Raw genomic sequence first — 26308 nt, 5'->3', positions numbered from 1 at the left:
CCTTCCCGTCCCGTCCCTGGGAGCTGCGCCCTCAGACCCCCATCGGCCCTTCGGGCCTCGTCCTCAAACGCCGGACGGGCTTCAGGTGGCGAACACCGCCACGCTCTTCGCCTTGCCCCGCTGTTCCTCCACCAGCGCCAACAGCCGTCCCTCCGGGCCGAAGACCGCCACCGGGCCCCGGCCCGCGTACTCCTCCGGCATTTCCAGGCGCACGCCGTTGGTGAGCAGCTTGGCCCGGCGGTCGTCGACGTCCCAGCGGGGGAACGCGGCCGCCGCGGCCTCGGCGATCGGCATGACCCTCAGCTCTTCCTGAAGCTCGTCCAGGGTCTTCGCCGCGTCCAGCCGGTACGGGCCGACGCGGGTGCGGCGCAGCGCGGTCAGATGGCCGCCGACGCCCAGTCCCGCGCCCAGGTCGCGGGCGAGGGCGCGGATGTAGGTGCCGGAGGAGCAGACGACAGAGACGACCAGGTCGAGGACCGGTGTGCCGTCCTCGGCGACGGCCTCGCGGACGTCGTACACGGAGAAGGAGGACACCGTGACCGGGCGGGCGGGGATGTCGAAGTCCTCGCCCTCCCGTGCGCGCTTGTAGGAGCGCACCCCGTTGATCTTGATGGCGCTGACCTTGGACGGCACCTGCATGATGTCGCCGGTCAGGGCGGCGATCCCCGCGTCGACGGCCTCGCGGGTGACCTGTGAGGCGTCGGTGGAGGCGGTGATCTCCCCCTCGGCGTCGTCGGTGACGGTGGTCTGGCCGAGCCGGATCGTGCCGAGGTACTCCTTCTCCGTCAGCGCCAGATGGCCGAGGAGTTTCGTCGCCCGTTCGACGCCGAGGACGAGGACGCCCGTCGCCATCGGGTCGAGGGTGCCGGCGTGGCCCACACGGCGGGTGCGGGCGATGCCGCGCATCTTGGCGACCACGTCGTGCGAAGTGAAGCCCGACGGCTTGTCGACGATGACAAGGCCGTCGGGCGTGGTGTGCTTCTGGGTCATTCGGCGGTGTCGTCCGTCTCGTCGTCTTCCGGCTTGCGGTACGGGTCGGCTCCGCCGGCGTACGTGGCGCCCGCGGACGCCTCGCGCACCTTGGCGTCGGACTGGCGCGCCTTGTCGAGGAGGTCCTCGATGGTGCGCGCGGTGTCCGGCAGGGCGTCCATGACGAAGGTCAGGGTGGGGGTGAACTTCACGCCCGCCGCCCGGCCCACCTCGGAGCGCAGCACGCCCTTGGCGGACTCCAGGCCGGCCGCGGCCGCCTTCCGCTCCTCGTCGTCCCCGTACACCGTGTAGAAGACGGTCGCCTCCCTGAGGTCACCGGTGACCCGGGTGTCCGTGATGGTGACGTGCGAGCCGAGCCGCGGGTCCTTGATCCCGCGCTGCAGCTTCTGGGCCACCACCTCTCGGATGAGGTCCGCCAGCCTCTTGGCACGCGCGTTGTCGGCCACTGGTCCGTCTCCTTAAGTGCTTAACGTCTTGCTTCAGTCTTCGTCGCTGTGGAGCCTGCGTCGAACCGAGAGCAGGTCCACCTCGGGCCGCGCCGCGACCAGCCGCTCGCAGCGGTCGAGGACGTCGGTGAGGTGGTCCCATTCCCCGGAGACAACCGCGAGACCGATCTCGGCCCTGCGGTGCAGGTTCTGGTTCCCGGTCTCCGCCACGCTGACCGCGTACTTCCGCTGCAGTTCGGCGACGATCGGACGGACGACGGAGCGCTTCTCCTTGAGCGAGTGGACGTCGCCGAGGAGCAGGTCGAAGGACAGAGTCCCCACATACATGTGTGCATCCGGATGACCCGCCGGTTCGGGATCAGGGACCTCCCCGGCCCGGACGGAGCCGGTGTCCCGGGGAAGGGCGCCGCAGCGGCGCCGGTACCGGAACCGTACACGCAACGGCCGGGGCCGATCGACGGAAATACGCTTCCGCCGACCGGCCCCGATCGCGTGCTGCTGCGGTCAGACGCGCGGCTTCTCGCGCATCTCGTACGTCGCGATGACGTCGTCGACCTTGATGTCGTTGAAGTTTCCGAGGTTGATGCCGCCCTCGAAGCCTTCGCGGATCTCGGTGACGTCGTCCTTGAAGCGACGCAGACCCTCGATGTTGAGGTTCTCCGCGATGACCTTGCCGTCGCGGATGAGGCGCGCCTTGGTGTTGCGCCGGACCTCGCCGGAGCGGATGAGCACACCCGCGATGTTGCCCAGCTTGGACGAGCGGAAGACCTCGCGGATCTCCGCCGTACCGAGCTCGACCTCTTCGTACTCCGGCTTGAGCATGCCCTTGAGGGCCGCCTCGATCTCCTCGATCGCCTGGTAGATGACCGAGTAGTACCGGACGTCCACACCCTCGCGCTCGGCCATCTGCTGCGCACGCCCGGCGGCGCGCACGTTGAAGCCGATCACGATGGCGTCGGAGCCCATCGCCAGGTCGATGTCGGACTCCGTGACCGCACCGACGCCGCGGTGCAGGACGCGGATGTCGACCTCTTCGCCGACGTCCAGCTGGAGCAGCGAGGACTCGAGGGCCTCGACCGAACCGGAGGCGTCACCCTTGATGATCAGGTTCAGCTGCTGGACCTCGCCGGCCTTGAGCACCTTGTCCAGGTCCTCGAGCGAGACACGGCGCGTGCGCTTGGCGAACGCGGCGTTCCGCTCACGGGCGGCGCGCTTCTCCGCGATCTGACGGGCCGTACGGTCCTCGTCCACCACGATGAAGTTGTCGCCCGCACCCGGGACGTTGGTCAGGCCCAGGACCTGGACCGGCGTCGAGGGTCCGGCCTCGGCGACGTTGTTGCCGTTGTCGTCGAGCATGGCGCGCACGCGGCCGTAGGCGTCGCCCACCACCATCGTGTCGCCGACCCGCAGGGTGCCTCGCTGGACGAGGACGGTCGCCACGGCACCGCGGCCGCGGTCGAGACGGGACTCGATCGAGATGCCCTGCGCGTCCTGCGTGGGGTTGGCCCGCAGGTCGAGCGAGGCGTCCGCGGTGAGGATGACGGCCTCGAGGAGGCTGTCGATGTGCAGACCCTGCTTGGCGGAGATGTCGACGAACATGGTGTCGCCGCCGTACTCCTCGGCCACCAGGCCGTACTCGGTCAGCTGACCGCGCACCTTGGTCGGGTCCGCGCCCTCGACGTCGATCTTGTTGACCGCGACGACGATCGGGACCTCGGCCGCCTTGGCGTGGTTGAGCGCCTCGACCGTCTGCGGCATGACGCCGTCGTTGGCCGCGACGACCAGGATCGCGATGTCGGTCGACTTCGCACCACGGGCACGCATGGCGGTGAACGCCTCGTGACCCGGGGTGTCGATGAAGGTGATCTTGCGATCCTCTTCGTTGACCTCGGTCGTGACCTGGTAGGCACCGATGTGCTGGGTGATGCCGCCGGCCTCGCCCGCGATGACGTTCGTCTTGCGGATGGCGTCGAGGAGGCGGGTCTTGCCGTGGTCGACGTGACCCATGACGGTGACGACCGGTGGGCGGACCACCAGGTCCTCCTCGTCGCCCTCGTCCTCGCCGAACTCCAGGTCGAAGGACTCGAGCAGCTCGCGGTCCTCCTCCTCCGGGCTGACGATCTGAACGGTGTAGTTCATCTCGTCCGCGAGGAGCTGGAGCGTCTCGTCGGAGACGGACTGGGTCGCGGTGACCATCTCGCCGAGGTTCATCATGACCGCGACGAGCGACGCCGGGTTGGCGTTGATCTTCTCCGCGAAGTCGGTGAGCGACGCACCGCGCGACAGGCGAATGGTCTCGCCGTTGCCGCGAGGCAGCATCACGCCGCCGACCGACGGGGCCTGCATGGCCTCGTACTCCTGGCGCCTCTGCCGCTTCGACTTGCGGCCGCGGCGCGCGGGACCGCCGGGACGGCCGAAGGCGCCCTGCGTGCCACCACGGCCACCGGGACCGCCGGGACGGCCGCCGAAGCCGGGACGGCCACCGCCGCCGCCGAAGCCGCCACCGCCGCCGGGACGACCGGCGAAACCGCCGCCGCCACCGGGACGACCGGCACCGCCACCGCCGCCGGGACGGCCGGCGAAGCCGCCGCCACCGGGACGACCGCCGCCGCCGGGACGACCCGCACCGCCCGGACCACGGCCGCCGGGGCCGGGACGCGGGCCGGCAGCGGGACGCTGCGGCATCATGCCGGGGTTCGGACGCGGGCCGCCGGGACCGCCGGGGCCGCCGCCGGGACGGGGACCGCCCTGCGGACGCGGCATGCCGCCCGGAGTGGGACGCGCGCCGCCCGGAGCCTGCGGACGGGGACCGCCGCCCTGGCCGGGGGCCTGGGGACGGGGACCCGCGCCGGGGGCGCCGGGACCGGGACGCTGGCCCTGCGGGCGCGGAGCCTGCGGACGGGCCATGCCGGTGGAGCCACCGGAGGTGAACGGGTTGTTGCCGGGGCGCGGACCGGCCGGGCGGGCGCCCGGACGCGGCGCACCGCCGCCGGGACGCTGACCCTGGCCTGCCGGACGGCCCTGGCCGCCCTGGCCCTGACCGGGACCGGCGGGACGGCCGCCGGGCTTGGGAGCGCCGGGACGCGCGCCGGGCCGGGGACCGGACGGAGCCGGGGCCGCCGCCGCGGGCGGGGCCTGGAACTCCGGAGCGGCCGGCGCCGGACGCGGCGCGGGGCGCGGGCCCGGGGTCGGACGCTGACCGGAGGGGGCCGGCGCGGGCGCCGACGAAGCCGTCGGCGGCTGGGCCGCGGCGGGCTTGGGCGCGGCCGGCGGCTTGGGAGCAGCCGGCCGCGCCGCCTGCGCCGGAGAAGGCGCGGCGGGCCTGGGGGCCGCCTTCTTGGGCGCGCCGGGCTTCGCGGCGGACTTGCCGTTGCCCCCGCCCTGCTGGAAGGCGTCTGTCAGCTTGCGTACTACGGGCGCTTCGATGGTCGAAGACGCCGAACGGACGAATTCACCGAGTTCCTGGAGCTTGGCCATGACGACCTTGCTCTCCACACCGAACTCCTTGGCGAGTTCGTAGACCCGGACCTTAGCCACTTCGCTCCTTTGAGGTCCGGGTTGCGTCCGGACCGTCGCTAGTTCATGGGCGTACTCATCGCGTACTCATCGAGTGCTCATCGCAATCTCGACCTGCTTTCGACTCGCGAGGTACCAGGCCGCACGGGGGTTTCCGTACGGCATGTTCTTACCGTGTCGCCTGTTCGGCGGACGTGTCCGCCGCTGCTCGGCAACCTTGTGCCTGCTCGACGTAGTGGCGCAACGCCTTTACGTCGAGCGGTCCCGGGACGCGGAACGCCCGCGGGAACGCCCTGCGGCGCACCGCCTGGTCGAGACAAGCCGGTACGGGATGCACATACGCACCCCGGCCGGGCAGCGTACCGCGTGGATCCGGGACGCACGCGTCCTCGATCACCACGATCCGCAGCAGCTCGCCCTTGACCGCTCGCTCGCGGCACCCCACGCATGTGCGTTCGGGGCGCGCGCCAGCCTGTGTCCGGCCAGACACTCCTCAGTCTACCTCCCCGGACCGACCTCACCCCTCCGGGGCGAGAATCGAACACCGCCACGAGCAAAGCTGTCGTGATCTCAGCGAATCGCGGCCTGGATCTATTCCCCGGCCTGTTCCGTGTCCGGCCGGATGTCGATCCTCCAGCCGGTCAGCCGGGCGGCCAGACGGGCGTTCTGCCCCTCCTTGCCGATGGCGAGCGACAGCTGGTAGTCCGGCACGGTGACCCGCGCGGACCGGGCCGCCAGGTCGACGATGTCCACCTTGGAGACGCGGGCCGGGGACAGGGCGTTCGCCACCATGTCGGCCGGGTCGTCGGACCAGTCGACGATGTCGATCTTCTCGCCGTTCAGCTCCGCCATGACGTTGCGCACGCGGCCGCCCATGGGGCCGATGCAGGCGCCCTTGGCGTTCAGCCCGGAGCGGGTGGAGCGCACGGCGATCTTGGTGCGGTGACCCGCCTCACGGGCGATCGCGGCGATCTCCACGGAGCCGTCGGCGATCTCCGGCACCTCGAGGGCGAACAGCTTCTTCACCAGATTGGGGTGGGTGCGCGAAAGGGTGACGGACGGACCGCGCACGCCCTTGGCCACCCGGACGACGTACGAGCGCAGGCGTGTGCCGTGCGGGTAGGTCTCGCCGGGGACCTGCTCCTGCACCGGCAGGATGGCCTCCAGCTTGCCGATGTCCACCAGTACGTTCTTCGGGTCGCGGCCCTGCTGGACCACGCCGGTGACGATGTCGCCCTCGCGTCCCGCGTACTCGCCGAGCGTCGCGTCGTCCTCGGCGTCGCGCAGGCGCTGCAGGATGACCTGCTTGGCCGTGGTGGCGGCGATACGGCCGAAGCCGGACGGGGTGTCGTCGAACTCGCGGGGCTCCTGGCCCTCCTCGAGGTCCTCCGGGTCCTCCTTCGCCCACACGGTCACATGCCCGGTCTCCCGGTTGAGCTCCACGCGCGCGTGCCGGCGGCTTCCCTCGGTGCGGTGGTAGGCGATGAGGAGGGCCGACTCGATCGCCTCGACCAGCAGGTCGAAGGAGATCTCCTTCTCCCGTACCAAGCCCCGCAGGGCGCTCATGTCGATGTCCACGGCTACGCCTCCTCTTCCTTCTTGTTGTTGTTCTCGGACGCGTCGTCCTTGCGGTTGAACTCGACCTGGACGCGCGCCCTGGCGATGTCGTCGAAGGCGAGTCGGCGCGCGGTGGCCTTGCGGCCCTTGACGCCGGGCACCTCGAGGTCGAGGCCGTCGTCGTCGGCCGCGAGGATGCGGGCGACCAGCTCGCCTCCCTCGGCGAGCTGGAACTTCACCAGGCGGCCGGTGGCGCGCACGTAGTGACGGTGCTCGGTCAGCGGGCGCTCCGCGCCGGGGGTGCCGACCTCGAGGGTGTACTCCGCGCTGCCCATCGCGTCGGTCTCGTCGAGCTTCGCCGAGAGCGCGCGGCTCACATCGGCGATCCGGTCGAGGTCGGCCCCGGTGTCGGAGTCGACGACGACGCGCAGCACACGCCTGCGGCCGACCGTGTCCACGGCGATCTCCTCGAGATCCAGGCCCTGGGAGCTGACGAGCGGCTCCAGAAGTTCTCGAAGCCTCTCGCTCTGGGTGGTGCTCATCCGGGTGACTCCTCGGCCGCGTGTGCTGTTGTGGGTCGGTGCGCGTGTCTGCACAAAGGGTATCCGGTCGCAGGGGGTGTTGCCGTCCACCCCGGCCCGTCCACCCGGTCGGCGAGGTGCCGCTGAGGGGCGCCGGGCGGACCTGCGGGTACGGTGATCGCGGGCCCCGCCCGATCTCCTGTTCCCACCCTGTTCGTCACGAGCCCCCCGAGGACGCCTGCCGTGTCGTTCCCCCTGTCTCCGCGCGCCCGTTCGGGGCCGCGCAGAAGGACTCTGCTCGCCGCCGCCCCGGCGGCCCTGCTGGTGGCGGGCTGTTCCGCCGGATCCGACGACCCGGGCGGCCCCGCGGCCGCGCGCCCCTCGGCCGCCGAACGGACCCGGGCGCGCGCGGCGCGGGACAGCCGGGCGCTGGCCGGTCGGTACGACGCGGTCGTCGCCGCGCATCCGAAGCTGGCGGAGCGTCTGCGTCCGCTGCGGGCGGACGTGGTGCGGCACGCGGAGGCGTTCGAGGCGGGCGCGGGCGGCTCGGCGTCGCCGTCGGTCTCCGCCTCGCCGTCCGCCTCCGTCGCCCCTTCGGCCGGGGCGACCGCGGCGGCCGCACCGTCGTCGGCCCCGTCGGCGTCGTCCTCGCCGGCGGCCGGGGTGCCCGCGAACGAGAAGGACGCGCTCGCCCAACTGGCCGCCGCGGAACGGGAGATCGCCGACCGGCGGGCCGAGGAGCTGCTGACCGCGCCGGCCGAGCTGGCCCGGCTGCTGGCGTCGGTGTCCGCGTCCGGCGCCGCGCACGTGTACCTGCTGACGGAGGCCCGACGGTGAGTGACGCGCAGGACAAGGAGCTGCGGGCGCTTCAGGCGGCGCTGGCCGCGGAGCACGCGGCGGTGTACGGCTACGGCGTGGTCGGCGGACGGATCGGCGAGCAGCGGCGCACGGAGGCACGGACGGCGTACGACGCGCACCGGGCCCGCAGGGACGCGCTGGTGCGCGACGTGAGGGACGCCGGGGGTACGCCGGTGGCCGCGGCGGCCGGGTACGCGCTGCCGTTCCCGGTGCCGGACGCGGCCGCGGCGGTGCGGCTGGCGGCGGAGCTGGAGGCGCGGGTGGCGGGTGTCTACGCCGACCTGGTGCGGGCGGGCAGCGGCGATCGGCGCAGGTCGGCGGCCGAGGCGATGCGTGAGGCGGCGGTGCGGTCGGTGCGCTGGAGCGGGGAGAGCGTAGCCTTCCCTGGGCTCGCCGAGCGGAGCGGCACGGCTCAGGGCGGCCCGGCGCCGGCGCCGTGACATGACGGAGGGCTCCGGCACCGTGTGACAGCAGGAAGGAACGACTCGCGCATGGCATTCGAACCGCCGCGGCGTCTGATGAGGGCGCTCGGTGAGACGGCGCCCGAGGGTGACGACTGGCTGGAGAGGCTGCCCGAGCTGGCGCGTGAGGCCGTGGAGCGGCGCGAGTTGACGGTGGAGCGGGTGCAACTGCCGGGCGGGCGCAGCAGCCTGGTGGTGCTCGTCCGCGCGGCCGACGGCACGCCCTGCGTGCTGAAGCTGGCGCCGCCGCGCGCGCGTCCGGAGAGCGAGCGCGTGGCGCTGGCCCACTGGAACGGGCGGGGGGCGGTGCAGCTGCTGGAACCGGTGTCCGAGGGCGCCGAGGGGGTGCTGCTCCTGGAGCGGCTGCACCCCGACGTCTCGGTGCGGACGCTGCCGGAGGCGAAGGCGCTGCTGGAGGCGGCGGGCACGCTGCGCAGGCTGTGGGTGGACCCGCCGGAGGACTTCGTGTTCGAAACGGTGGCCGAGCGCACCGGGCGGCAGGCGAAGGCGATGCGCGCCGGGGCGGACGCGGCACCCGAAGTGGCCCCGCTGGTGGACGCGGCGCTGTCGGCCCGGGAGGAGCTGCTGGAGTCGCCGCCGGAACGGCGGTTGCTGCACGGGACGTTCCGGCAGAGCAAAGTGCTGTCCGGGGACCGGATGCCGTGGCTCGCGGTGGGGCCCGACCCCGTGGTGGGCGAGCACGCGTTCGACTTGGCGCGGCTGGTGCGGGACCGGGTGGAGGACCTGATCGCCCAGCCGTCGGGCGCGACGACGACGCGGCGCCGGGTGCGGCGGCTCGCGGAGTCGCTGGAGGTCGACCGGGAGCGGTTGCGGGGGTGGACGCTGTTCCGGGCGGTCGAGTCGGGGGTTCGCGCCCGGCGCGTGGGGCGCGAGCGGGACGCGGAACTCCTGCTGGAGTTCGCGAGCTGGCTGTAGACACGGCGCGGGTGACGCCCACAGGGGCGCGGGGAACTGCGCGCCCAGCCCCACGCGGCCCGCACCCGGCGTACAACAGTGCCCGGCACCCCGGTAGCCGCACGAGGGTAAGGCGCAACCCTGCTGAAAGGGTGCCGCCTGCGCCCACCCGTGCCGCCCCAGCGGCACGACTGCCCGCAGGGCGACCTGCCCGCGAGCCTCCTGAGCCGCGCCCTGACGGCGGAGGCCTGCTGAGCACCGGCGGTGGCGCGCGCCCGTACGAACACGTCGTCCCGGCCACGGACGGCGAACGCGTCCATGGCCGGGACGGGACCGGCCGTGCCGGTGCGGACTAGCGGGCGGTGAGGCGGGCGACGGCCTCGTCGACCGTCAGTTCCTCGCGTTCGCCGGTGCGGCGGTCCTTCAGTTCCAGGACGCGGTCGGCGGAGCGGCGGCCCGCCACCAGGATGCGGGGGACGCCGATCAGCTCGGAGTCGGTGAACTTCACGCCCGGGGAGACGCCCGCCCGGTCGTCGACCAGGACGCGGACGCCCGCGGCGGCCAGCTTCTCGGAGACCTCGAGGGCGAGTTCGGTCTGGAGCGCCTTGCCGGCGGCGACCACGTGGACGTCGGCCGGGGCGACCTCCTCGGGCCAGCACAGGCCCTTGTCGTCGGCGGTCTGCTCGGCGAGGGCGGCCACCGCGCGGGAGACGCCGACGCCGTAGGAGCCCATGGTGACGCGGACCGGCTTGCCGTTCTGGCCGAGCACGTCGAGCTTGAGGGCGTCGGCGTACTTGCGGCCCAGCTGGAAGATGTGGCCGATCTCGATGGCGCGGTCCAGCTTGAGGCCGGTGCCGCACCTGGGGCAGGGGTCGCCCTCCTCGACGACCACGACGTCCACGTACGCGTCGACCTCGAAGTCCCGGCCGGCGACGACGTTCTTCGCGTGGGTGTCGGCCTTGTTGGCGCCGGTGATCCAGGCGGTGCCGGGCGCGACGCGCGGGTCGGCGATGTAGGTCACCTTGTCCAGGCCCTGCGGGCCGACGTAGCCGCGCACCAGGTCGGGGCGGGCGATGAAGTCGGCCTCGGTGACCATCTCGACATGGGCCGGGGCGAAGTGCGCCTCGACCTTGTCCATGTCGACCTCGCGGTCACCGGGCACGCCCACGGCGACGATCTCGCCGTCGACCTTGACCAGCAGGTTCTTCAGCGTGGCCGAGGCGGGGACGCCGAGCTGCGCGGCGAGGGTCTCGATGGTGGGGGTGTCGGGCGTGGGGATGTCCTCGGCGGCCGGCACCCCGGCGGCGTCCACCGGCTTCAGCTCGTAGGAGACCGCCTCGGTGTTCGCGGCGAAGTCGCAGTTGGGGCAGTCGGCGAAGGTGTCCTCGCCGGCCTCGGCGGGGGCGAGGAACTCCTCGGACTTGGAGCCGCCCATGGCGCCGGCGGTGGCCGCGCAGATGCGGTAGTCGAGACCGAGCCGCTCGAAGATCCGCCGGTACGCCTCGCGGTGCAGGGCGTAGGACTGCGCCAGGCCGTCGTCGTCGAGGTCGAAGGAGTAGGAGTCCTTCATCAGGAACTCGCGGCCGCGCAGGATGCCGGCGCGGGGGCGGGCCTCGTCGCGGAACTTGGTCTGGATCTGGTAGAGGATCACCGGCAGGTCCTTGTAGGAGGACGCCTGGTCCTTCACCATCAGCGTGAAGATCTCCTCGTGGGTGGGTCCGAGGAGGTAGTCGCCGCCCTTGCGGTCCTGGAGGCGGAACAGCTCGGCGCCGTACTCGTCCCAGCGGCCGGTGGCGTCGTAGGGCTCGCGCGGCAGGAGGGCGGGGAGCAGCACTTCCTGGGCGCCGATGGCGTCCATCTCCTCGCGCACGATCCGCTCGACGTTGGCGAGCACCTTCTTGCCGAGGGGCAGCCACGTCCAGATGCCGGCGGCGGTACGGCGCACGTAGCCCGCGCGGACCAGCAGCTTGTGGCTGAGGACCTCGGCGTCGGCCGGGTCGTCGCGCAGCGTCTTCGCCATCAACTGGGACATGCGCTGGACCGGTGCGTTCGCCATGGTTCTCGTACTCCTGCTGCGTCTAGGTGATGAGGCGAGGTTAGCCGGGCGGGACGGGACGGCGGAAATCGGTTATCCGCGCCGCAGGGGCAGCGGGGCGCCCATGACGGCGTACGGCGTGGGGGCGCTCGGGAAGTGGACCTGGCGGGCGAGGTCCCGGTAGCCCAGCGAGCGGTACAGGTGGCGGGCGGGGCTGTCGATGTCCAGCGCGGACAGGATCGACCGGGGCTGCTCGGCGCCGTCGGTGATCGTGGTGATCAGGGCGCGGCCGACGCCGTGCTTCTGGTGCCGGGGGTGGACGTGCAGCTCGGTGATGACGAAGGAGTCGTCGAGCCAGTCGTCGTTGCCCCGGGCGCGCAGGTACGGCTCGACGACGGTGGACCACCAGTGGGCGCGGTCGTTGGGCATGCCGTAGACGAAGCCGACCAGGCGGCCCCGGGTGACGGCGCCGAAGGCGCGGGCGCCGGGGAAGGTCATGTGGCGCAGCACGATCTGCCGGCGCACCGCCACCTCGTCGGGGCATAGGCCGAACGCGACCGCCTGGACGGCCAGCGCCTCGTCGACGTTGCCGGGGAGGTCGAGGGGGCCGATCACGATGTCGTCGGGCTCGGGACGGCCGTGACCCGGAAAGCGCAGCATGCCGGGGAGACTACAGGGACGCGCCGGTCAGAACAGCACGCTCATGAAGGCGCCGACCTCGCGGAAGCCCACCTTGTCGTACGTGCGGCGGGCGGGGGTGTTGAAGTCGTTGACGTAGAGGCTCACCACGGGGGCGACGTCGGCGAGGGCGTAGCGCAGGACGGCGGCCATGCCGGGGGCGGCGACGCCCCTGCCGCGGTGTTCGGGGGCGACCCAGACGCCCTGGATCTGGCAGGCGCGGTCGGTGGCGGCGCCGATCTCCGCCTTGAAGACGACGTTGCCGTCGGCGTCGAAGCGGGCGAAGGAGCGGCCGGAGCCGACGAGCTCGGCGACGCGGGCCTGGTAGAGCAGTCCGCCGTCGCCGGCCAGCGGGGAGACGCCGACCTCCTCGGTGAACATGGCCACGCACGCCGGCATGATCGTCTCGAGTTCGTCCTTGCGGACGCGGCGGACGTACGGGTCGGGCGCCACGGTGTCGGGCATGCGGTCGGTGACGAGGAGCGGCTGGCGGGCGCGGACCTCGCGGGCGGGGCCCCACTGCGGTTCGAGCAGCCGCCAGAGGGCGGCGGTGGACTCGGCGGGGCCGACGATGGAGGAGCAGCGGCGTCCTGCGCGGCGGGCGCGGTCGGCGAAGGCGCGGACGGCGCGGGGGGTGGCGCAGATGGGGACGAGGTTGGCGCCCGCGTAGCACATCGAGGTGAGGATGCCGTCCTCGTACCAGCCCCACATCTCGCCGCCGAGCCGCCACGGGTCGAGGCCGGCGATCTGGACGCGCGCGGCCACGAAGGCGTTGGCGACGGGGTCGCGGTCGAGGACGGCGAGTGCGGCGTCGAGGTCGCTCGGTTCGAGGACCCGGGAGGTGGTCTGCGTCAACACGTGCGGGGCCTCACACAAAGGGGTTCTGCCTGATTTCCGCACTGTACCCGCGGATGCCGGGGGCCGCCGCCCCCGGATTCCGCGGGTGCCGGGAGGGCCCGGTCAGCCGGCCACCGCGACCTGCGGCTCGCCGGAGGCCACACCGTCCTTCTCCATCTGCTCGGCGATCTTCATCGCCTCCTCGATCAGCGTCTCCACGATCTTCGACTCCGGCACGGTCTTGATGACCTCGCCCTTCACGAAGATCTGCCCCTTGCCGTTCCCGGAGGCCACACCCAGGTCCGCCTCACGCGCCTCACCCGGACCGTTCACCACACAGCCCATCACCGCGACCCGCAGCGGCACCTCCATGCCCGTCAGACCCGCGGTGACCTCCTCCGCCAGCTTGTACACGTCCACCTGCGCCCGCCCGCACGACGGGCACGACACGATCTCCAGACCCCGCTGACGCAGGTTCAGCGACTCCAGGATCTGGATGCCGACCTTGATCTCCTCCACCGGCGGCGCGGAGAGCGAGACCCGGATGGTGTCGCCGATGCCCTGCGACAGCAGCGCACCGAACGCCACGGCCGACTTGATCGTGCCCTGGAACGCCGGACCCGCCTCCGTCACACCCAGGTGCAGCGGGTAGTCGCACTGCGCGGCCAGCTGCCGGTACGCCTCGACCATCACGACCGGGTCGTTGTGCTTCACCGAGATCTTGATGTCGCGGAAGTCGTGCTCCTCGAACAGCGACGCCTCCCACAGCGCCGACTCCGCCAGCGCCTCCGGCGTGGCCTTGCCGTACTTCTGCAGCAGCCGCCGGTCCAGCGAGCCCGCGTTCACCCCGATCCGGATCGGCGTGCCGTGGTCCTTCGCCGCCTTGGCGATCTCCTTGACCTGGTCGTCGAACTTCTTGATGTTGCCCGGGTTCACCCGCACCGCCGCACAGCCCGCCTCGATCGCGGCGAACACGTACTTCGGCTGGAAATGGATGTCCGCGATCACCGGGATCTGCGACTTCTTCGCGATCACCGGCAGCGCGTCCGCGTCGTCCTGCGTCGGGCAGGCCACCCGCACGATCTGGCAGCCCGACGCGGTCAGCTCCGCGATCTGCTGGAGCGTCGCACCGATGTCCGACGTGCGCGTGGTCGTCATCGACTGCACCGACACCGGGGCGTTCCCGCCCACCGCCACGGATCCGACCTGGATCTGCCGGCTCTTCCGGCGCACGGCGAGCGTGGTCGGGACGGACGGCATGCCGAGAGAAATCGCAGTCATCTGCTGTGCAACCCCAAGTCGTGGATCAAGGTCCGGCTCCCCGTGAGCAGCGGGCTCCGGGCTCCGAGATTACGGCAATGGCCAATGCTCGAGCACATCGCGTCCTTAAACCCACCCAAAGGGCGACGGCCCGGAATCCCAGGGTTCCGGGCCGTCGTGAACGGCGGGTGTCGAGGCGGGGCCGGTCAGGAGATGCGCACCGGGTTCACCACGTCGGCGATCAGGACGAGGATCGTGAAGCAGACGAAGATCCCGGCCACCACGTAGGCGACGGGCATCAGCTTCGCCACGTCGAAGGGGCCCGGGTCGGGGCGGCGCAGCAGCCGGGCGAGGTTGCGGCGCAGCGACTCCCACAGGGCGCCCGCGATGTGTCCGCCGTCGAGCGGGAGCAGCGGGAGCATGTTGAACAGGAAGAGGGAGAGGTTGAAGCCGGCGAGGAGCATCACGAACATCGCGAGCTGCTGCGAGGCCGGGATGTCGAGGGTGGCGATCTCGCCGCCGACGCGGGCGGCGCCGACGACGCCCATCGGGGAGTCGGGTTCGCGCGGTCCGTCGCCGAAGGCCGCGTCCCACAGGGCGGGGATCTTCGACGGCAGGGCGGCGAGGGAGTCGATCGCGTCGCCGACCCTGTCGGTCATCCAGGTCACGGATTCGCCGAGGTCCTGCTTGACGACGCCGGTGGCGGCGCTGAAGCCGAGGAAGCCGGCCTTGACGTACTCGCCCTCGACGTAGGCGCCGTTGCCGTCCTTCTTGGCGACCATGTTGGTGGCGATGGTGGCGTGCAGCGTCACCTCCTCGCCGCCGCGTTCCACGACGATCGGCACGGTCTTCCCGGCGCTGTCGCGGATGAGGTCGGACAGGGCGCCCCAGTCGTCGGTGCGGACCCCGTCGAAGGCGACGATCTTGTCCTTGGCCTTCATGCCGGCCGCGGCGGCCGGGGACTTCGGGTCGGCCTTGGTGCAGTCGTCGCGGTTCTCGCTCTGCGAGATCACGCACTGGGAGACCGAGCTGACGGTGGTGGTCTGCTGCTGGATGCCGAAGCCCATCAGCACGATGAGGAACAGCACGACCGCGAGGATCAGGTTCATGAACGGGCCGGCGAACATGACGACGACCCGCTTCCACGGCTTGCGCGTGTAGAACAGGCGCTTCTCGTCGCCGGGCCGCAGTTCCTCGAAGGCGGCGGAGCGGGCGTCCTCGATCATGCCGCGCCACGGGGAGGTGGAGCGGGCCTCCAGCTTGCCGTCGGGGCCCGGCGGGAACATGCCGATCATCCGGATGTAGCCGCCGAAGGGGACCGCCTTGACGCCGTACTCGGTCTCACCCTTGTGCCGGGACCAGATGGTCGGGCCGAAGCCGACCATGTACTGCGGCACGCGGATGCCGAACATCTTGGCCGTGGACAGGTGCCCGAGTTCGTGCCAGGCGATGGAGAACAGCAGGCCGGCCGCGAAGACGACTATGCCGAGGATGAACATCAGGGTCGTCATGCATGCGCCTCCGCGCTCGCCGTCCGGGCTGTCAGTTCGCGGGCCCGCGCTCGGGCCCAGGTCTCCGCTTCGAGGACGTCCGGCGCGGTCAGGGAGGTTCCCGCCGCGGGCGTTCCGTGCTCCTCGACCACCCGGGTGACCGTGTCGATGATGCCGAGGTACGGCAGCGCACCGGTGCGGAAGGCCTCGACGCACTCCTCGTTCGCGGCATTGAACACCGCGGGGGCGGTTCCCGCGAGTTCTCCGACGTGCCGGGCGAGGCTCACCGAGGGGAAGGCCTCGTTGTCGAGGGGGAAGAACTCCCAGGTGGACGCCTTGCTCCAGTCGAAGACCGGAGCCGCGTCGGGGACCCGTTCGGGCCAGCCGAGGCCGATGGCGATCGGGCCCCGCATGTCGGGGGGCGTCGCCTGGGCCAGTGTCGATCCGTCCGTGAACTCAACCATCGAGTGGACATACGACTGGGGATGCACGACCACCTCAATGCGGTCGAAGGGAATGTCGTAGAGGAGGTGCGCCTCGATGACCTCCAGGCCCTTGTTCACCAGGGTCGCGGAGTTGATCGTGATGACCGGCCCCATGGCCCAGGTGGGGTGGGCGAGGGCGTCCTCGACGGTGACCGCCGCCAGCTCCTGCCGGGTGCGGCCGCGGAACGGGCCGCCGGAGGCGGTGACGACGAGCTTGCGGACGTCGGCGCGGGTGCCGGCGGCCAGCGCCTGGAACAGCGCGGCGTGCTCGGAGTCCACCGGGATGATCTGACCGGGCTTGGCCAGCGCCTTCACCAGCGGGCCGCCCACGATGAGCGACTCCTTGTTGGCGAGCGCGAGGGTGCGGCCCGCCTCCAGGGCGGCGAGAGTCGGGGCGAGCCCGATGGAGCCGGTGATGCCGTTCAGGACGGTGTGGCAGTCGGAGGCGGCGACCTGGGTGGCCGCGTCGGGTCCGGCGAGGATCTCCGGCAGCGGCTCCCCCGCGCCGTAGCGCGCGGACAGCGCCTCGCGCAGCTCGGGCACGACGTCCTCGCGGGCGACGGCGACCGTGCGCACCCGCAGGCGGTGCGCCTGCTCGGCGAGGAGGGCGACCCGGCCGCCGTTGGCGGACAGGGCGGTGACCCGGAAGCGGTCGGGGTTGCGCAGCACGAGGTCGATGGCCTGGGTGCCGATCGACCCGGTGGAGCCGAGGATCACCACGTCCTTCGGGCCGTCTCCCGCGACGGGGTCGTACACCAGGTGCGGGTCGGCGAGGGGGGCTGGAGCGTCGGTCATGGACCCATTGTGTCGGGTCGCGACTGCTGCCGGGGCCCCGACCCGGCGGCCCGGCTCCGTGCCCCGGCCGGTCGGTCCGCCGTCCCTCGCGCCCACCGGTCAGCGGTCGACGTGGTCGAGCTCACGGCCGTTGCGCGGCTGGAGGGGACGGTTGCTCCTCGGGAACAGCTCCCGGTACGCGGCGACCTGGCCCGGGGTGACGCGCACCTCGTGGTCCAGGACGGTCCACTTGACGCCCTCCGTGCAGGGCGGGGTCGTCAGGGAGCCCTCGTAGCGGTACTGGCCGCGGTCGCGCGGGAGAAACCGCGTGAGGTCGATCGGCCGGGTGAGGTGACTCTGCCCGCCCTCCTCGGCCGGGAAGTGCTTCCACAGGTCCGTGAAGGCGGAGTGGCCCTTTGCCGCCTTCATCAGCACGGCGAGGACGGCGACGTCGCCCTGGTCGTCCTCGTGCACGAAGTGCATCTCCATGGCCGCGTGCTCACCGTCCTCGGTGTGCTCGCTGGGGAGGTGGAAGTGGAACTGCCGCAGCCGGTACGTGGTGCCGTCGACGACGAGGGTGCTGCCGGCGGAGACGTTGGCCTGGACGGTGTGGCCGTTGTTCACGACCTCCGCGGTGACGGGCCGGTAGTGGACGGCGACGGGGGCGCCCGTCTCGACGGCGGCGTCCTCGTCGAGGTCGACGGGGGACTGCGCACGGCCGGTGCCGCAGGCCGCGTAGTCCTCGCTGAGCGAAACCCAGTGCTCGGGGCCGGTGGCTCCCTCGTAGCTCCAGTGCGCCGTCTCCCGGGACGCGCCGTCCGGGGCGGCGGAGGCGGTGGCGGTGCAGCCGGTCGCCGTGACGGCCGTGAGCGCCACGACCGCGGAGACGACAGCCGTGCGTATGGAGTGGGACGACATGCGGATGACCCCTCGTCAGGTGTGGGAGGTCATCCACCTTTCGCCATCGACCGCAATGGACGGGACAAGATTCGAACAGGGAACGGTAAGGAAGGGTAAGCAATCGTTCAAGGTCTCGGCGCATGGTCCGCAAACCGGAAAGAGCCACGCAGACACGGGAGTTGACGGCCCGCGCGCGAAAGAGCGGCAGAGGGGGGCGGCCGTGGCGCGGGCCGCCCCCCTCCGGTGCCGTGGTGTCGCGCGCCGTCAGCGGATCGGGCGGCGCACGTTCTCCCGGGTGCTCGGGCCGGGTGTGGCGTCGGCGATCCAGGGGCCGTCGCCCGACGGGTCCACGACGCCCTCCTCCAGCCACGTGTACGAGCCCGTGAGTACGTTCTTCACGACCTTGCGGTCGAGGTCGTCGGTGTTGCTCCACAGCCGGCCGAACAGTTCCTCGACGCGCAGCCGCGCCTGGCGGCAGAAGGCGTCGGCGAGCTGGTAGGCCTCGCGGCCGTGGTCGCCCCGGCCGCGCAGGAGTTCCGCGCGGACGCAGGCGGCGCTCATCGCGAACAGTTCGGCGCCGATGTCGACGATCCGGCCGAGGAAGCCCTGCTTGGTCTCCATCCGTCCCTGCCAGCGGGACATGGCGTAGAAGGTGGAGCGGGCCAGCTTGCGGGAGGTGCGCTCGACGTAGCGCAGGTGCGGCGACAGGTCGATGCCGTGTTTGAAGTCGCCGTACGTGCCGGGGAGCTGCCCGGGTCCGGCGACCAGCTTCGGCAGCCACCGGGCGTAGAAGGCGCCCGCGCTCGCGCCCGCCCGCGCCTTGTCGCCGAGGGACGCGTCGGGGTCGATGAGGTCGCCGGCGACGGACAGATGGGCGTCGACGGCCTCACGCGCGATCAGCAGATGCATGATCTCGGTCGAGCCCTCGAAGATGCGGTTGATGCGCAGGTCGCGCAGCATCTGCTCGGCCGGGACCGCGCGTTCGCCGCGGGCGCGCAGCGAGTCGGCGGTCTCGAAGCCGCGTCCGCCGCGGATCTGGACCAGTTCGTCGGCCATCAGCCAGGCCATCTCGGAGCCGTAGAGCTTGGCGAGGGCGGCCTCGATGCGGATGTCGTTGCGGTCCTCGTCGGCCATCTGCGAGGACAGGTCGACCACGGCCTCCAGGGCGAAGGTGGTGGCCGCGATGAACGCGATCTTGGAGCCGACGGCCTCGTGCAGGGCGACCGGCTTGCCCCACTGCTCGCGCTCGGCGGACCATTCGCGGGCGATCTTCAGGCACCACTTGCCGGCGCCGACGCACATCGCCGGCAGCGAGAGCCGTCCGGTGTTGAGGGTGGTCAGGGCGATCTTCAGGCCCTGGCCCTCCTCGCCGATGCGGTGGGAGGCGGGGACGCGGACCCGGTGGAAGCGGGTGACGCCGTTCTCCAGGCCGCGCAGGCCCATGAAGGCGTTGCGGTTCTCCACGGTGACGCCCTCGGAGTCCGCCTCCACGACGAAAGCGGTGATGCCGCCCCGGTGGCCCTCGGACTCCGGGACGCGGGCCATGACGACGAGCAGGTCGGCGACCACGCCGTTGGTGGTCCACAGCTTCACGCCGTCGAGGACGTACTCGTCGCCTTCCGGAACGGCGGTGGTGGCCAGGCGGGCCGGGTCCGAGCCCACGTCGGGCTCGGTGAGCAGGAAGGCGGAGATGTCGGTGCGGGCGCAGCGCGGCAGGAACGTCTCCTTCTGCTCGCGCGTGCCGAAGATCTTCAGCGGCTGGGGCACGCCGATCGACTGGTGCGCGGAGAGCAGCGCGCCGATGGCGGGGCTGGCGGAGCCGACCAGGGCGAGGGCCTTGTTGTAGTACACCTGGGTGAGGCCGAGGCCGCCGTACTTGGTGTCGATCTTCATGCCGAGGGCGCCGAGCTCCTTGAGCCCGTCGATCACCTCGTCGGGGATGCGCGCCTCGCGCTCGACGGCGGCTCCGTCGATCCGCGTCTCGCAGAAGTCGCGGAGCTTGGCGAGGAAGTCCTCGCCGCGCCGGACATCCTCGCCGTCGGGGAGCGGGTGGGGGTGGATGAGGTCGAGCCGGAAGCGGCCGAGGAACAGTTCCTTGGCGAAGCTGGGCTTGCGCCAGTCCTGCTCCCTCGCCGCCTCGGCGACCTGCCGGGCCTCACGTTCGGTGACGGTCGGCCGGGACGGGGCCGCGGGTGTCTCGGGTACTGCGGACATGAGGCTCACCTCGCCGCGAATAGGATGGAGTCATCAGTCATTACGGTACGGAACCGGTGCTACTCGATCGTATGTACCCGATTCGTAGCGACCCCACCACCCTTCGTGCCGCCGTCCGGCCCACAGGCGCGCGGCGGTCGACAATGCGGTCCCGGCGAGTCGAAGCGCTTCGATTGTCTGGACATCCGACCACTACGGAAGTTAGGGTCGGAGCGGCTTCACTAGCTGTTTTACCGTCGCCGCGCACTGTCGAAGCGCTTCACATCCCTGGGAGATGCCGGATGGTCACCCTCGCCGAGGTCGCCCAGCACGCCGGAGTCTCGGCGAGCACGGTGAGCTACGTCCTCAGCGGCAAGCGGTCGATCTCCGCGACCACCCGGCAGCGGGTCGAGCGCTCCATCCGCGAGCTCGGCTACCACCCCAACGCGGGCGCCCGCGCCCTGGCCAGCAGCCGGTCCAACATCATCGCCCTGATGGTGCCGCTGCGGACCGACATCTACGTGCCGGTGATGATGGAGATCGCCATCGCGGTCGCCACCACCGCCCGCACCCACGGCTACGACGTGCTGCTGCTCACCGGCGAGGAGGGCCCGGACGCGGTCCGCCGGGTCGCCGGCAGCGGACTGGCCGACGGCATGATCCTGATGGACGTCGAGCTGGACGACGAGCGCCTGCCACTGCTGCGGGAGTCCGCCCAGCCGGCCGTGCTGATCGGGCTGCCCGCCGACACAGGCGGACTGACGTGCGTGGACCTCGACTTCCGCGCGACCGGCGCGCTGTGCGTGGAGCACCTGGCCGGGCTGGGCCACCGTGACGTCGCCGTCATCGGCGAGGCCCCGGCGGTCTACGAGCGGCACACCGGCTTCGCCGAACGCACCCTGGACGGACTGCGCTCCCGCGCGCGGGAGACCGGGGTTCGGCTGCTGCACCGCCCGTGCGAGGGCGGCTACGACGCGACGGCCGCGACCGTCTCCCGGATCCTCGACGAACGCCCGGACACCACGGGCTTCGTGGTGCAGAACGAGGCGGCGGTCGAGCCGCTCCTCGCCCTGCTGCGGCAGCAGGGCCGCGCCGTGCCGGAGGACGTGTCGGTGGTGGCGGTCTGCCCCGAGCAGGTCGCCGTGCAGGCGTCGGTACGGCTGACGTCGGTGTCGCTGCCCGCCCAGGAGATGGGACGGCACGCCGTGGAGCAGCTGGTCGCCAAGCTCGACGGGCGGGGCGACGCCGAGGTCGTGCTGCTGCCGCCCGCGCTGACGGTCCGGGCGAGTTCGGGTCCCGCGCCGGTGCGCTGACGCCCCCTGTGCGGTCCGCGCCGGTGCGGACGGCACAGGGGGCCGTGGTGCGGTCAGCCGCCCGAGACGGTCAGGCTGTCGGTGCGGAAGTCGAGGCCGCCGGCGGACGAGGTGATCTCGTAGCCGAACTGCACGTCGCCGATCGTCTCGTCGCCCATCCAGCCCTTGGTGTCCTTGATCCACTTCAGGACCGGGAGGATGTTCACGGTGCCGGACGTCGAGTCCGAGGTACGCAGGAACGAGAAGACCTCGTTGGCGCCGTTGTCGCCCTTGTACACGTTCCAGGTGTGGCCGCCGAGGTTCACGGTGCCCTGCGCGGTCCCGAGCGGACCGACGGCGCCGTTGTAGTTGACCCAGAGCATGATCTCGTAGTCGTAGTCCGTGTCCCAGATGTCGTACGAGGTGTTGTACGCGCCCGCGGACGGGACGGTGACCCGGTAGCTGCTGGTGAGGGAACTCAGCGAGGAGACCGGCTTGTTGATCACCTTCTTGGCGTTGGGGTAGGACTTGATGCCGCCGGTGTTCGGGTGGTCCGCCCAGACGCCCCAGTTGGTGCCGGAGTTGGCCCAGACGCACTGGGAACCGGCCCCGGAGCCCCAGATGTTGTTGTAGAGCGTGTAGCCGCCCAGGGTGGTGTTGCCCCACTGGTCGCAGGAGTTCCAGACGGCGGCGTGCGCGGGCGCGGAGGCGAGTGAGACGGTCGCGCCGAGCGCGAGGGCGGGTGCGATCAGCGCCCGGAGGATCCCGCGCGGGGTTTTCGATGCCATGGTGTTCCCTTCCATGGGTGGGGGGACGTGCCGGGTCATCGCGTCGCCGCCGGCAGCGGGACGACGCGTTCCTCACCGGCGGCCAGGTCGAGCGGCGCGGCGCCGGCGGGGGTCCACAGGGTGATGCGGCGGGTGCGGTCGGGCCGTAGCACGGCGGTGCCGCCGTCCGGCGTCCAGGTGAGGTCGAGGGCGGCGCCGAACCGGGTGCGGACGCCGGTCAGCCGGCCGCGCGGGAGCGCCGGGAGCGGGGCGGGCAGCAGTACCAGCCGGTCCGGGGCGGACTGCACGAGCGTCTCGATCAGCACGGCGGGCAGGGTGTGCGCGGCGTCGGCGTTGTAGACGCTCCGGTGCGGATAGTGGGAGCTCATCAGGGAGTCGTGGAAGAAGTCGCCGTCGAGCACCCGGCCGAGCGCGGCGGCGGCCCGCCGGCCGTCCCGGAGCCGGGCGGCGACCAGGGCGTGGTGCAGATGGCCGTGCGCGGAGTCGTTCTCGGGCCCGCGCAGCTCCAGGGCGCGGCGAGCCGCGGCGGCCAGGTCCGGGGTGTCGTCGGGGGTGATTTCGTCCAGCGGCCAGACGCCGTAGAGGTGGCTGAGGTGGCGGTGGTCGTAGGTGTCCTTCAGGCCGGGCCAGGCCCATTCCGCCAGCGCCCCGTCGGCGTTGACGCGGTGCGGGGGCAGCCGGCCGGCGAGGGCGCGCAGGCGGTCGGAGCGGTCCGGGTGGTACGCGGCGGCGGTGTGCAGGGCGTGGCGGGCTGCGGAGAGGTCCATGGCCGCGTTCAGCGCGCCCCAGCCGCCGTTCGCGGGACGGTTCTCGGGCGAGTAGGAGGGGACGACGGCCAGCAGGCCGTCGGGGCCGGTGCGGGTGAGGAAGTCCTCGTAGAAGTCGGCCACCTCGGCGAGCGCGCCGGCGGTGCGCGGGTCCCGGGTGCCGTAGGTCTCGTCGTGGTCGGCGAGCGCCTTGAGCAGCCAGTCGGCGCCGGCCGTCCACAGGTGCAGCGGGTACTCGCGGCTGAAGTGGTAGTTGTGCCCGGACTCGCCGTCGGTGTGCGCGGGCGCGACCACCCCGCGGGCGCCGAACACCGCGCGGGCGTTGTCCCGCCAGTGCGGCAGCTGGGCCTGCACGAGCGTCGCCAAGGCCTCGGTGACCTCGGGCAGGGCGGCCGCGGCGGCGGACGCGGTCTGCAGGCCCAGGTTGGCGTCCAGGGTCAGGGCGCCCGACCAGGCGGTGTCCCAGTCGCCGGTCCACAGACCGGTCAGCCGGGGCGGGAGCAGCCCGGAGGCCGACAGCAGGTGGTACCGGCCGGCCGCGAACAGCCGCTCCAGCAGGGCGGTGCCGCGCGGCCGGGCGAGCAACGCCGAGCCGGGCAGCGCCCGTTCGGCCGGGTCGGCGTCGAGGTCCAGGGTGACCCGCTCGTACGCGGTGCGGTGCAGGGCGAGATGCCGGTCGAGCAGCGTGTCGTACGTCCGCCCGTCCGTGGTGAGCAGGTCGCGCAGGGCGCGGCCCTCGGCGGTCACGTCCGCCTCGCCGGTGTGCCGTCGTACGCGGGTGAGCAGCAGGACCGAGCGGGCGCCGGTGACGCGCACGCCGGGCGGGGCGAGTTCGGTGCTCCCGCCGGTGACCGCGGCCATGGTCACGCCGGTGTACGCGAGGTCGCTTCCGGGGTACCGGGCGCGCAGGCTGAGCAGGGCGCCCTCCGGGGTGAGGACGGCGCCGTGTCCGACGCGGAGCGCGGCGGGCGCGTTCGGGAGCCGGTGGTCCAGGGAGAGGTGGAGGGAGAGGCCGGGGCCGGTGACGTGCTGGACGATCACGTCGTCGGCGCGGGAGACGAAGACACGGCTGGTGCGGCCGTCGAGGCGGGTGGTCGCCTCGCCGGTGGTGAAATCGGCCGCGCGGCGGTAGCCGGTCGGGCCGGCGGCGCGGTCGCGGTGGCGCAGGCGGATCTGGAAGGCGGGGTGGAAGGGGCGCACCCACTGGAGGGGGCGTCCGTCGGTGAAGTCCTCGGCGGCGGTGAGGTCGCCGGACAGCAGCCGGTCCTGGATGCCGGGGAGCGCGTCGGCCAGCAGGGGCGGCAGCCGGCGTCCGGCGCCCGAGTCGTCGTCCGGGCGGACGAGGGCGTGGTGGGTGACGACGGTCCGGTCGTCGTCCGGGTCGCCGAACGTGAGCGCGCCGTGCCGGCCGTTGCCGCTGAGGTAGGCGTCCTCCCAGCGGGCGGCCGGCCGGGGCTCCCAGGTGCCGTGCACAGGTGAGGAGGTCATGGCGCGAGCACCGCCACGCCGTAGCGGCCGAGGGTGACCCGGTCGGTGACGGTGGCGCCGGTGAGCAGGTCGCGGTGGGTGCCGGGGACGTCCACGGCGACCTCGTCGCGGCCGTGGTGCAGCAGGAACAGCAGCCCGCCCCGGCGCACCGCCTCCACCTCGTCCGGGAGTCCGTCCAGCACCGGCCGCACCCCCGCCCCGGCGGCGACGCGGCCGAGCAGGTTCCGCAGGTCGTCCGGTTCCGGGAGGGTGGAGACGTACCAGGCGCGGCCCTTGCGCAGCACGGCGGGCAGTCCGTCCAGCTCGCCGCCCCGGTACGCGAGGGTCTCGTCGGCGGTGCCGTCGGGCTCCAGCTCCTCGGACCACAGGGTGCCGCGCAGGCCGCCTGCCGTCTCCACGGTCGCGCCCGGCTCCAGCGGCCACCACTCGTGCAGGGTGCGGATGCCGAAGAGGGCGCGCAGCCGCTCGTCCATGCCGCCGGGCCGCACCCGGTCGTCCTCGTCCACGACGCCGGTGCCGAACCCGCAGACCAGGGTGCCGCCGCCGCGCACGTACGCCACCAGGTTGTCGGCGGCGCGGTCGGTGAGCAGGTGCAGCCGGGGGACGACGGCCATCCGGTAGCCGGTGAGGTCGTGCTCCGGGTGGGCGACGTCCGTGGTGACGTGGGCCCGCCACAGGGCGCGGTGCCAGGCGGTGAGGATCTCGGCGTGACCGGCCGCACGGGACGGGCCGCCTTCCTGGTCGCTCGCCCACCAGGCGTGCCAGTCGTGCAGCACGGCGGCCTCGGCGGTGACCGTGCGGCCGGCGACGTGCGGGGCGATCCGCGCCAGGTCCGCGCCGATCCGGCGTACCTCCTGGTGGGCGCGGCCGTCCGGGCCGGCGTGGCCGAGCATGCCGGAGTGGAACTTCTCGGCGCCCTGCCGGGACTGCCGCCACTGGAAGGAGCAGACGGCGTCCGCGCCGCGCGCCACGGCCTGGAGCGACCACAGGCGGTTCAGGCCGCGCGGCTTGGGGCGGTTCACCGGCCGCCAGTTGACCGCGCCGGCCGCCTGCTCCATGAGCATCCACGGCCCGCGCGCCTGCGAACGGGTCATGTCCTGCACGAGCGCGCCGTGCTGCGCGCCGAACGGGTCGTCCGGGTCGGGGTAGAGGTCGACGGAGACGACGTCCTGCTCCTCGGCCCAGCGCCAGGCGTCCAGCCCGGACCACAGCGGCATGACGTTGGTGGTGACCGGGACCTGCGGGGTGTGCCGGCGGACGATGTCCCGTTCGGCGGTGAAGCACTCCAGGAGCATGTCGGAGGTGAAGCGCCGGAAGTCCAGCACCTGCGCGGGGTTCTTCAGGTAGTGGGTGCGCCGGGGCGGCAGCACCTCCGCCCAGTCGCCGTAGGTCTGGCTCCAGAAGGCGGTGCCCCAGGCGGCGTTGAGGGCGTCCAGGGTGCCGTGGCGGTGGCGCAGCCAGGTGCGGAAGCGGGCGGCGGCCTCGTCGCCGTGGTCGTAGGTGCAGTACTCGTTGTTGATGTGCCAGAGGGTGAGGGCGGGGTGGCCTGCGTAGCGGGCGGCCAGGTCCTCGGTGATCGCGGCGGCGAGGCGCCGGTAGGTGGCGCTGGAGTGCGAGAAGTGCTGGCGTCCGCCCCACAGTTCGGTGTGCCCGTCGGCGTCGGCCGGCAGCGTGTCGGGGTGCAGCCGGCCCATCCACGGCGGCGGTGAGGCGGTGGGGGTGGCGAGGACGACGCCGATGCCGTGGTCGTGCGCCAGGTCCATCAGCCGGTCCAGCCAGCCGAAGTCCCGCTCGCCCGGGCGGGGTTCGATCCGGGACCAGGAGAAGACGCCGAGGGTGACGGAGTTGACGCCCGCCTCGCGCATCAGGCGGACGTCCTCCTGCCAGGTCTCCTCGGGCCACTGCTCGGGGTTCCAGTCGCCGCCGTGGAGGAGGCGGCCGCGGGTGACGTCGTCCAGGCGGGGCATCAGACGGTCCCCCGGGTCCGGACGGCGGGTGCGGCGCACCGGCGGGGAGAGGGCACGGGCATGTGAGGTCCTCGGGGCAAGGGGCGGGCG

General features: G+C 72.6%; 22 protein-coding genes. 4 read left to right on the top strand and 18 right to left on the bottom strand.

Going from position 1 to position 26308, the window contains the following annotated elements; translation table 11 throughout:
• Positions 1-81: 81 nt before the first annotated feature.
• The 7 genes from truB to rimP form a co-directional block, all read right to left on the bottom strand.
• Positions 82-990: a tRNA pseudouridine(55) synthase TruB gene (truB, locus tag CCN29_RS06120; RefSeq protein ID WP_086680433.1), complete on the bottom strand. Its 909-nt coding sequence runs from the start codon at positions 988-990 to the stop codon at positions 82-84.
• Entirely contained in the window at positions 987-1436 is a 450-nt protein-coding gene (gene rbfA, locus CCN29_RS06115; protein WP_006130372.1) for a 30S ribosome-binding factor RbfA, read from the bottom strand. The genes truB and rbfA overlap by 4 nt, the downstream gene beginning before the upstream one ends.
• Before the next feature lie 33 nt (positions 1437-1469).
• Positions 1470-1763 carry a DUF503 domain-containing protein gene (locus CCN29_RS06110; RefSeq protein ID WP_006130373.1) on the bottom strand — a complete coding sequence of 98 codons (294 nt, stop codon included), beginning with the start codon at positions 1761-1763 and terminating at the stop codon, positions 1470-1472.
• Between the two features lie 177 nt (positions 1764-1940).
• Positions 1941-4973 carry a translation initiation factor IF-2 gene (gene infB, locus CCN29_RS06105; protein ID WP_086680431.1) on the bottom strand — a complete coding sequence of 1011 codons (3033 nt, stop codon included), beginning with the start codon at positions 4971-4973 and terminating at the stop codon, positions 1941-1943.
• Positions 4974-5121: 148 nt separating this feature from the next.
• Positions 5122-5442, bottom strand: coding sequence for a YlxR family protein (locus CCN29_RS06100; protein ID WP_006133677.1), 321 nt, complete (start codon positions 5440-5442; stop codon positions 5122-5124).
• 101 nt (positions 5443-5543) lie between these two features.
• Positions 5544-6530, bottom strand: a complete 987-nt coding sequence (gene nusA / locus CCN29_RS06095) for a transcription termination factor NusA (RefSeq protein ID WP_006133676.1) — start codon at positions 6528-6530, stop codon at positions 5544-5546.
• Positions 6531-6532: 2 nt separating this feature from the next.
• The gene (rimP, locus tag CCN29_RS06090; protein WP_006133675.1) at positions 6533-7051 is read right to left on the bottom strand and encodes a ribosome maturation factor RimP; all 519 of its coding nucleotides are present in this window, start codon (positions 7049-7051) and stop codon (positions 6533-6535) included.
• A 222-nt stretch (positions 7052-7273) separates the two neighbouring features.
• Here rimP and CCN29_RS06085 point away from each other — a divergent pair, with 222 nt between their 5' ends.
• Genes CCN29_RS06085 through CCN29_RS06075 form a run of 3 tightly spaced genes read left to right on the top strand, consistent with a single transcriptional unit; the run spans position 7274 to position 9285 of the window.
• Positions 7274-7867: a hypothetical protein gene (locus tag CCN29_RS06085; RefSeq protein ID WP_006133674.1), complete on the top strand. Its 594-nt coding sequence runs from the start codon at positions 7274-7276 to the stop codon at positions 7865-7867.
• A complete protein-coding gene (locus tag CCN29_RS06080) occupies positions 7864-8328 on the top strand; it encodes a ferritin-like domain-containing protein (RefSeq protein WP_006133673.1) in 465 nt (154 codons plus the stop codon). The genes CCN29_RS06085 and CCN29_RS06080 overlap by 4 nt, the downstream gene beginning before the upstream one ends.
• A gap of 51 nt (positions 8329-8379) precedes the next feature.
• Positions 8380-9285, top strand: a complete 906-nt coding sequence (locus CCN29_RS06075; protein ID WP_086680429.1) for an aminoglycoside phosphotransferase family protein — start codon at positions 8380-8382, stop codon at positions 9283-9285.
• Positions 9286-9616: 331 nt separating this feature from the next.
• Here the strand turns inward: CCN29_RS06075 and CCN29_RS06070 are convergent, their stop codons facing one another.
• The 8 genes from CCN29_RS06070 to CCN29_RS06035 all read right to left on the bottom strand — a co-directional run bounded on the left by CCN29_RS06070 (position 9617) and on the right by CCN29_RS06035 (position 19937).
• Positions 9617-11320 (bottom strand): proline--tRNA ligase, encoded by a 1704-nt coding sequence (locus tag CCN29_RS06070; RefSeq protein ID WP_086680427.1) that lies wholly within the window; start codon positions 11318-11320, stop codon positions 9617-9619.
• Between the two features lie 72 nt (positions 11321-11392).
• The gene (locus tag CCN29_RS06065; protein WP_086680424.1) at positions 11393-11959 is read right to left on the bottom strand and encodes a GNAT family N-acetyltransferase; all 567 of its coding nucleotides are present in this window, start codon (positions 11957-11959) and stop codon (positions 11393-11395) included.
• Positions 11960-11986: 27 nt separating this feature from the next.
• Positions 11987-12835 (bottom strand): GNAT family N-acetyltransferase, encoded by an 849-nt coding sequence (locus CCN29_RS06060; protein ID WP_006133668.1) that lies wholly within the window; start codon positions 12833-12835, stop codon positions 11987-11989.
• A gap of 102 nt (positions 12836-12937) precedes the next feature.
• The gene (gene ispG, locus CCN29_RS06055; protein WP_086680422.1) at positions 12938-14095 is read right to left on the bottom strand and encodes a flavodoxin-dependent (E)-4-hydroxy-3-methylbut-2-enyl-diphosphate synthase; all 1158 of its coding nucleotides are present in this window, start codon (positions 14093-14095) and stop codon (positions 12938-12940) included.
• A gap of 185 nt (positions 14096-14280) precedes the next feature.
• Positions 14281-15585: a M50 family metallopeptidase gene (locus tag CCN29_RS06050; protein ID WP_006136714.1), complete on the bottom strand. Its 1305-nt coding sequence runs from the start codon at positions 15583-15585 to the stop codon at positions 14281-14283.
• The gene (gene dxr, locus CCN29_RS06045; RefSeq protein WP_086680421.1) at positions 15582-16844 is read right to left on the bottom strand and encodes a 1-deoxy-D-xylulose-5-phosphate reductoisomerase; all 1263 of its coding nucleotides are present in this window, start codon (positions 16842-16844) and stop codon (positions 15582-15584) included. Before dxr ends, CCN29_RS06050 begins: the two co-directional genes overlap by 4 nt.
• 99 nt (positions 16845-16943) lie before the next feature.
• Positions 16944-17741, bottom strand: coding sequence for a carbonic anhydrase (locus tag CCN29_RS06040; RefSeq protein WP_086680419.1), 798 nt, complete (start codon positions 17739-17741; stop codon positions 16944-16946).
• A 246-nt stretch (positions 17742-17987) separates the two neighbouring features.
• Positions 17988-19937 (bottom strand): acyl-CoA dehydrogenase family protein, encoded by a 1950-nt coding sequence (locus CCN29_RS06035; protein ID WP_086680417.1) that lies wholly within the window; start codon positions 19935-19937, stop codon positions 17988-17990.
• 281 nt (positions 19938-20218) lie between these two features.
• On the opposite strand from CCN29_RS06035, the gene CCN29_RS06030 reads away from it, so the two are divergent.
• Positions 20219-21229 (top strand): LacI family DNA-binding transcriptional regulator, encoded by a 1011-nt coding sequence (locus CCN29_RS06030; protein WP_006136718.1) that lies wholly within the window; start codon positions 20219-20221, stop codon positions 21227-21229.
• A gap of 53 nt (positions 21230-21282) precedes the next feature.
• On the opposite strand, the gene CCN29_RS06025 is transcribed toward CCN29_RS06030, so the two are convergent.
• Genes CCN29_RS06025 through CCN29_RS06015 form a run of 3 tightly spaced genes read right to left on the bottom strand, consistent with a single transcriptional unit; the run spans position 21283 to position 26218 of the window.
• Positions 21283-21996: a glycoside hydrolase family 12 protein gene (locus CCN29_RS06025; RefSeq protein WP_006136719.1), complete on the bottom strand. Its 714-nt coding sequence runs from the start codon at positions 21994-21996 to the stop codon at positions 21283-21285.
• A gap of 35 nt (positions 21997-22031) precedes the next feature.
• A complete protein-coding gene (locus tag CCN29_RS06020; RefSeq protein WP_086680415.1) occupies positions 22032-24251 on the bottom strand; it encodes a glycosyl hydrolase family 95 catalytic domain-containing protein in 2220 nt (739 codons plus the stop codon).
• The gene (locus tag CCN29_RS06015) at positions 24248-26218 is read right to left on the bottom strand and encodes a beta-galactosidase (protein WP_086680435.1); all 1971 of its coding nucleotides are present in this window, start codon (positions 26216-26218) and stop codon (positions 24248-24250) included. Before CCN29_RS06015 ends, CCN29_RS06020 begins: the two co-directional genes overlap by 4 nt.
• Between the last annotated feature and the right edge of the window lie 90 nt (positions 26219-26308).

This window comes from Streptomyces pseudogriseolus (assembly GCA_002154585.1).
GTDB lineage: Bacteria > Actinomycetota > Actinomycetes > Streptomycetales > Streptomycetaceae > Streptomyces > Streptomyces pseudogriseolus.
The sequence above is the reverse complement of the archived record's forward strand: the minus strand, read 5'-3'. Positions and strand labels throughout refer to the sequence as shown.

Bases quoted from the DNA above. Each gene is read 5' to 3' on its own strand.
- truB (WP_086680433.1), bottom strand. From the start codon at position 990: ATGACCCAGAAGCACACCACGCCCGACGGCCTTGTCATCGTCGACAAG.
- CCN29_RS06025 (WP_006136719.1), bottom strand. From the start codon at position 21,996: ATGGCATCGAAAACCCCGCGCGGGATCCTCCGGGCGCTGATCGCACCC.
- CCN29_RS06035 (WP_086680417.1), bottom strand. From the start codon at position 19,937: ATGTCCGCAGTACCCGAGACACCCGCGGCCCCGTCCCGGCCGACCGTC.
- CCN29_RS06050 (WP_006136714.1), bottom strand. From the start codon at position 15,585: ATGACGACCCTGATGTTCATCCTCGGCATAGTCGTCTTCGCGGCCGGC.
- CCN29_RS06040 (WP_086680419.1), bottom strand. From the start codon at position 17,741: ATGTCGTCCCACTCCATACGCACGGCTGTCGTCTCCGCGGTCGTGGCG.
- dxr (WP_086680421.1), bottom strand. From the start codon at position 16,844: ATGACCGACGCTCCAGCCCCCCTCGCCGACCCGCACCTGGTGTACGAC.
- rimP (WP_006133675.1), bottom strand. From the start codon at position 7,051: ATGAGCACCACCCAGAGCGAGAGGCTTCGAGAACTTCTGGAGCCGCTC.
- CCN29_RS06065 (WP_086680424.1), bottom strand. From the start codon at position 11,959: ATGCTGCGCTTTCCGGGTCACGGCCGTCCCGAGCCCGACGACATCGTG.
- CCN29_RS06070 (WP_086680427.1), bottom strand. From the start codon at position 11,320: ATGGCGAACGCACCGGTCCAGCGCATGTCCCAGTTGATGGCGAAGACG.
- CCN29_RS06110 (WP_006130373.1), bottom strand. From the start codon at position 1,763: ATGTATGTGGGGACTCTGTCCTTCGACCTGCTCCTCGGCGACGTCCAC.
- CCN29_RS06015 (WP_086680435.1), bottom strand. From the start codon at position 26,218: ATGCCCCGCCTGGACGACGTCACCCGCGGCCGCCTCCTCCACGGCGGC.
- CCN29_RS06075 (WP_086680429.1), top strand. From the start codon at position 8,380: ATGGCATTCGAACCGCCGCGGCGTCTGATGAGGGCGCTCGGTGAGACG.
- CCN29_RS06020 (WP_086680415.1), bottom strand. From the start codon at position 24,251: ATGACCTCCTCACCTGTGCACGGCACCTGGGAGCCCCGGCCGGCCGCC.
- CCN29_RS06030 (WP_006136718.1), top strand. From the start codon at position 20,219: ATGGTCACCCTCGCCGAGGTCGCCCAGCACGCCGGAGTCTCGGCGAGC.
- ispG (WP_086680422.1), bottom strand. From the start codon at position 14,095: ATGACTGCGATTTCTCTCGGCATGCCGTCCGTCCCGACCACGCTCGCC.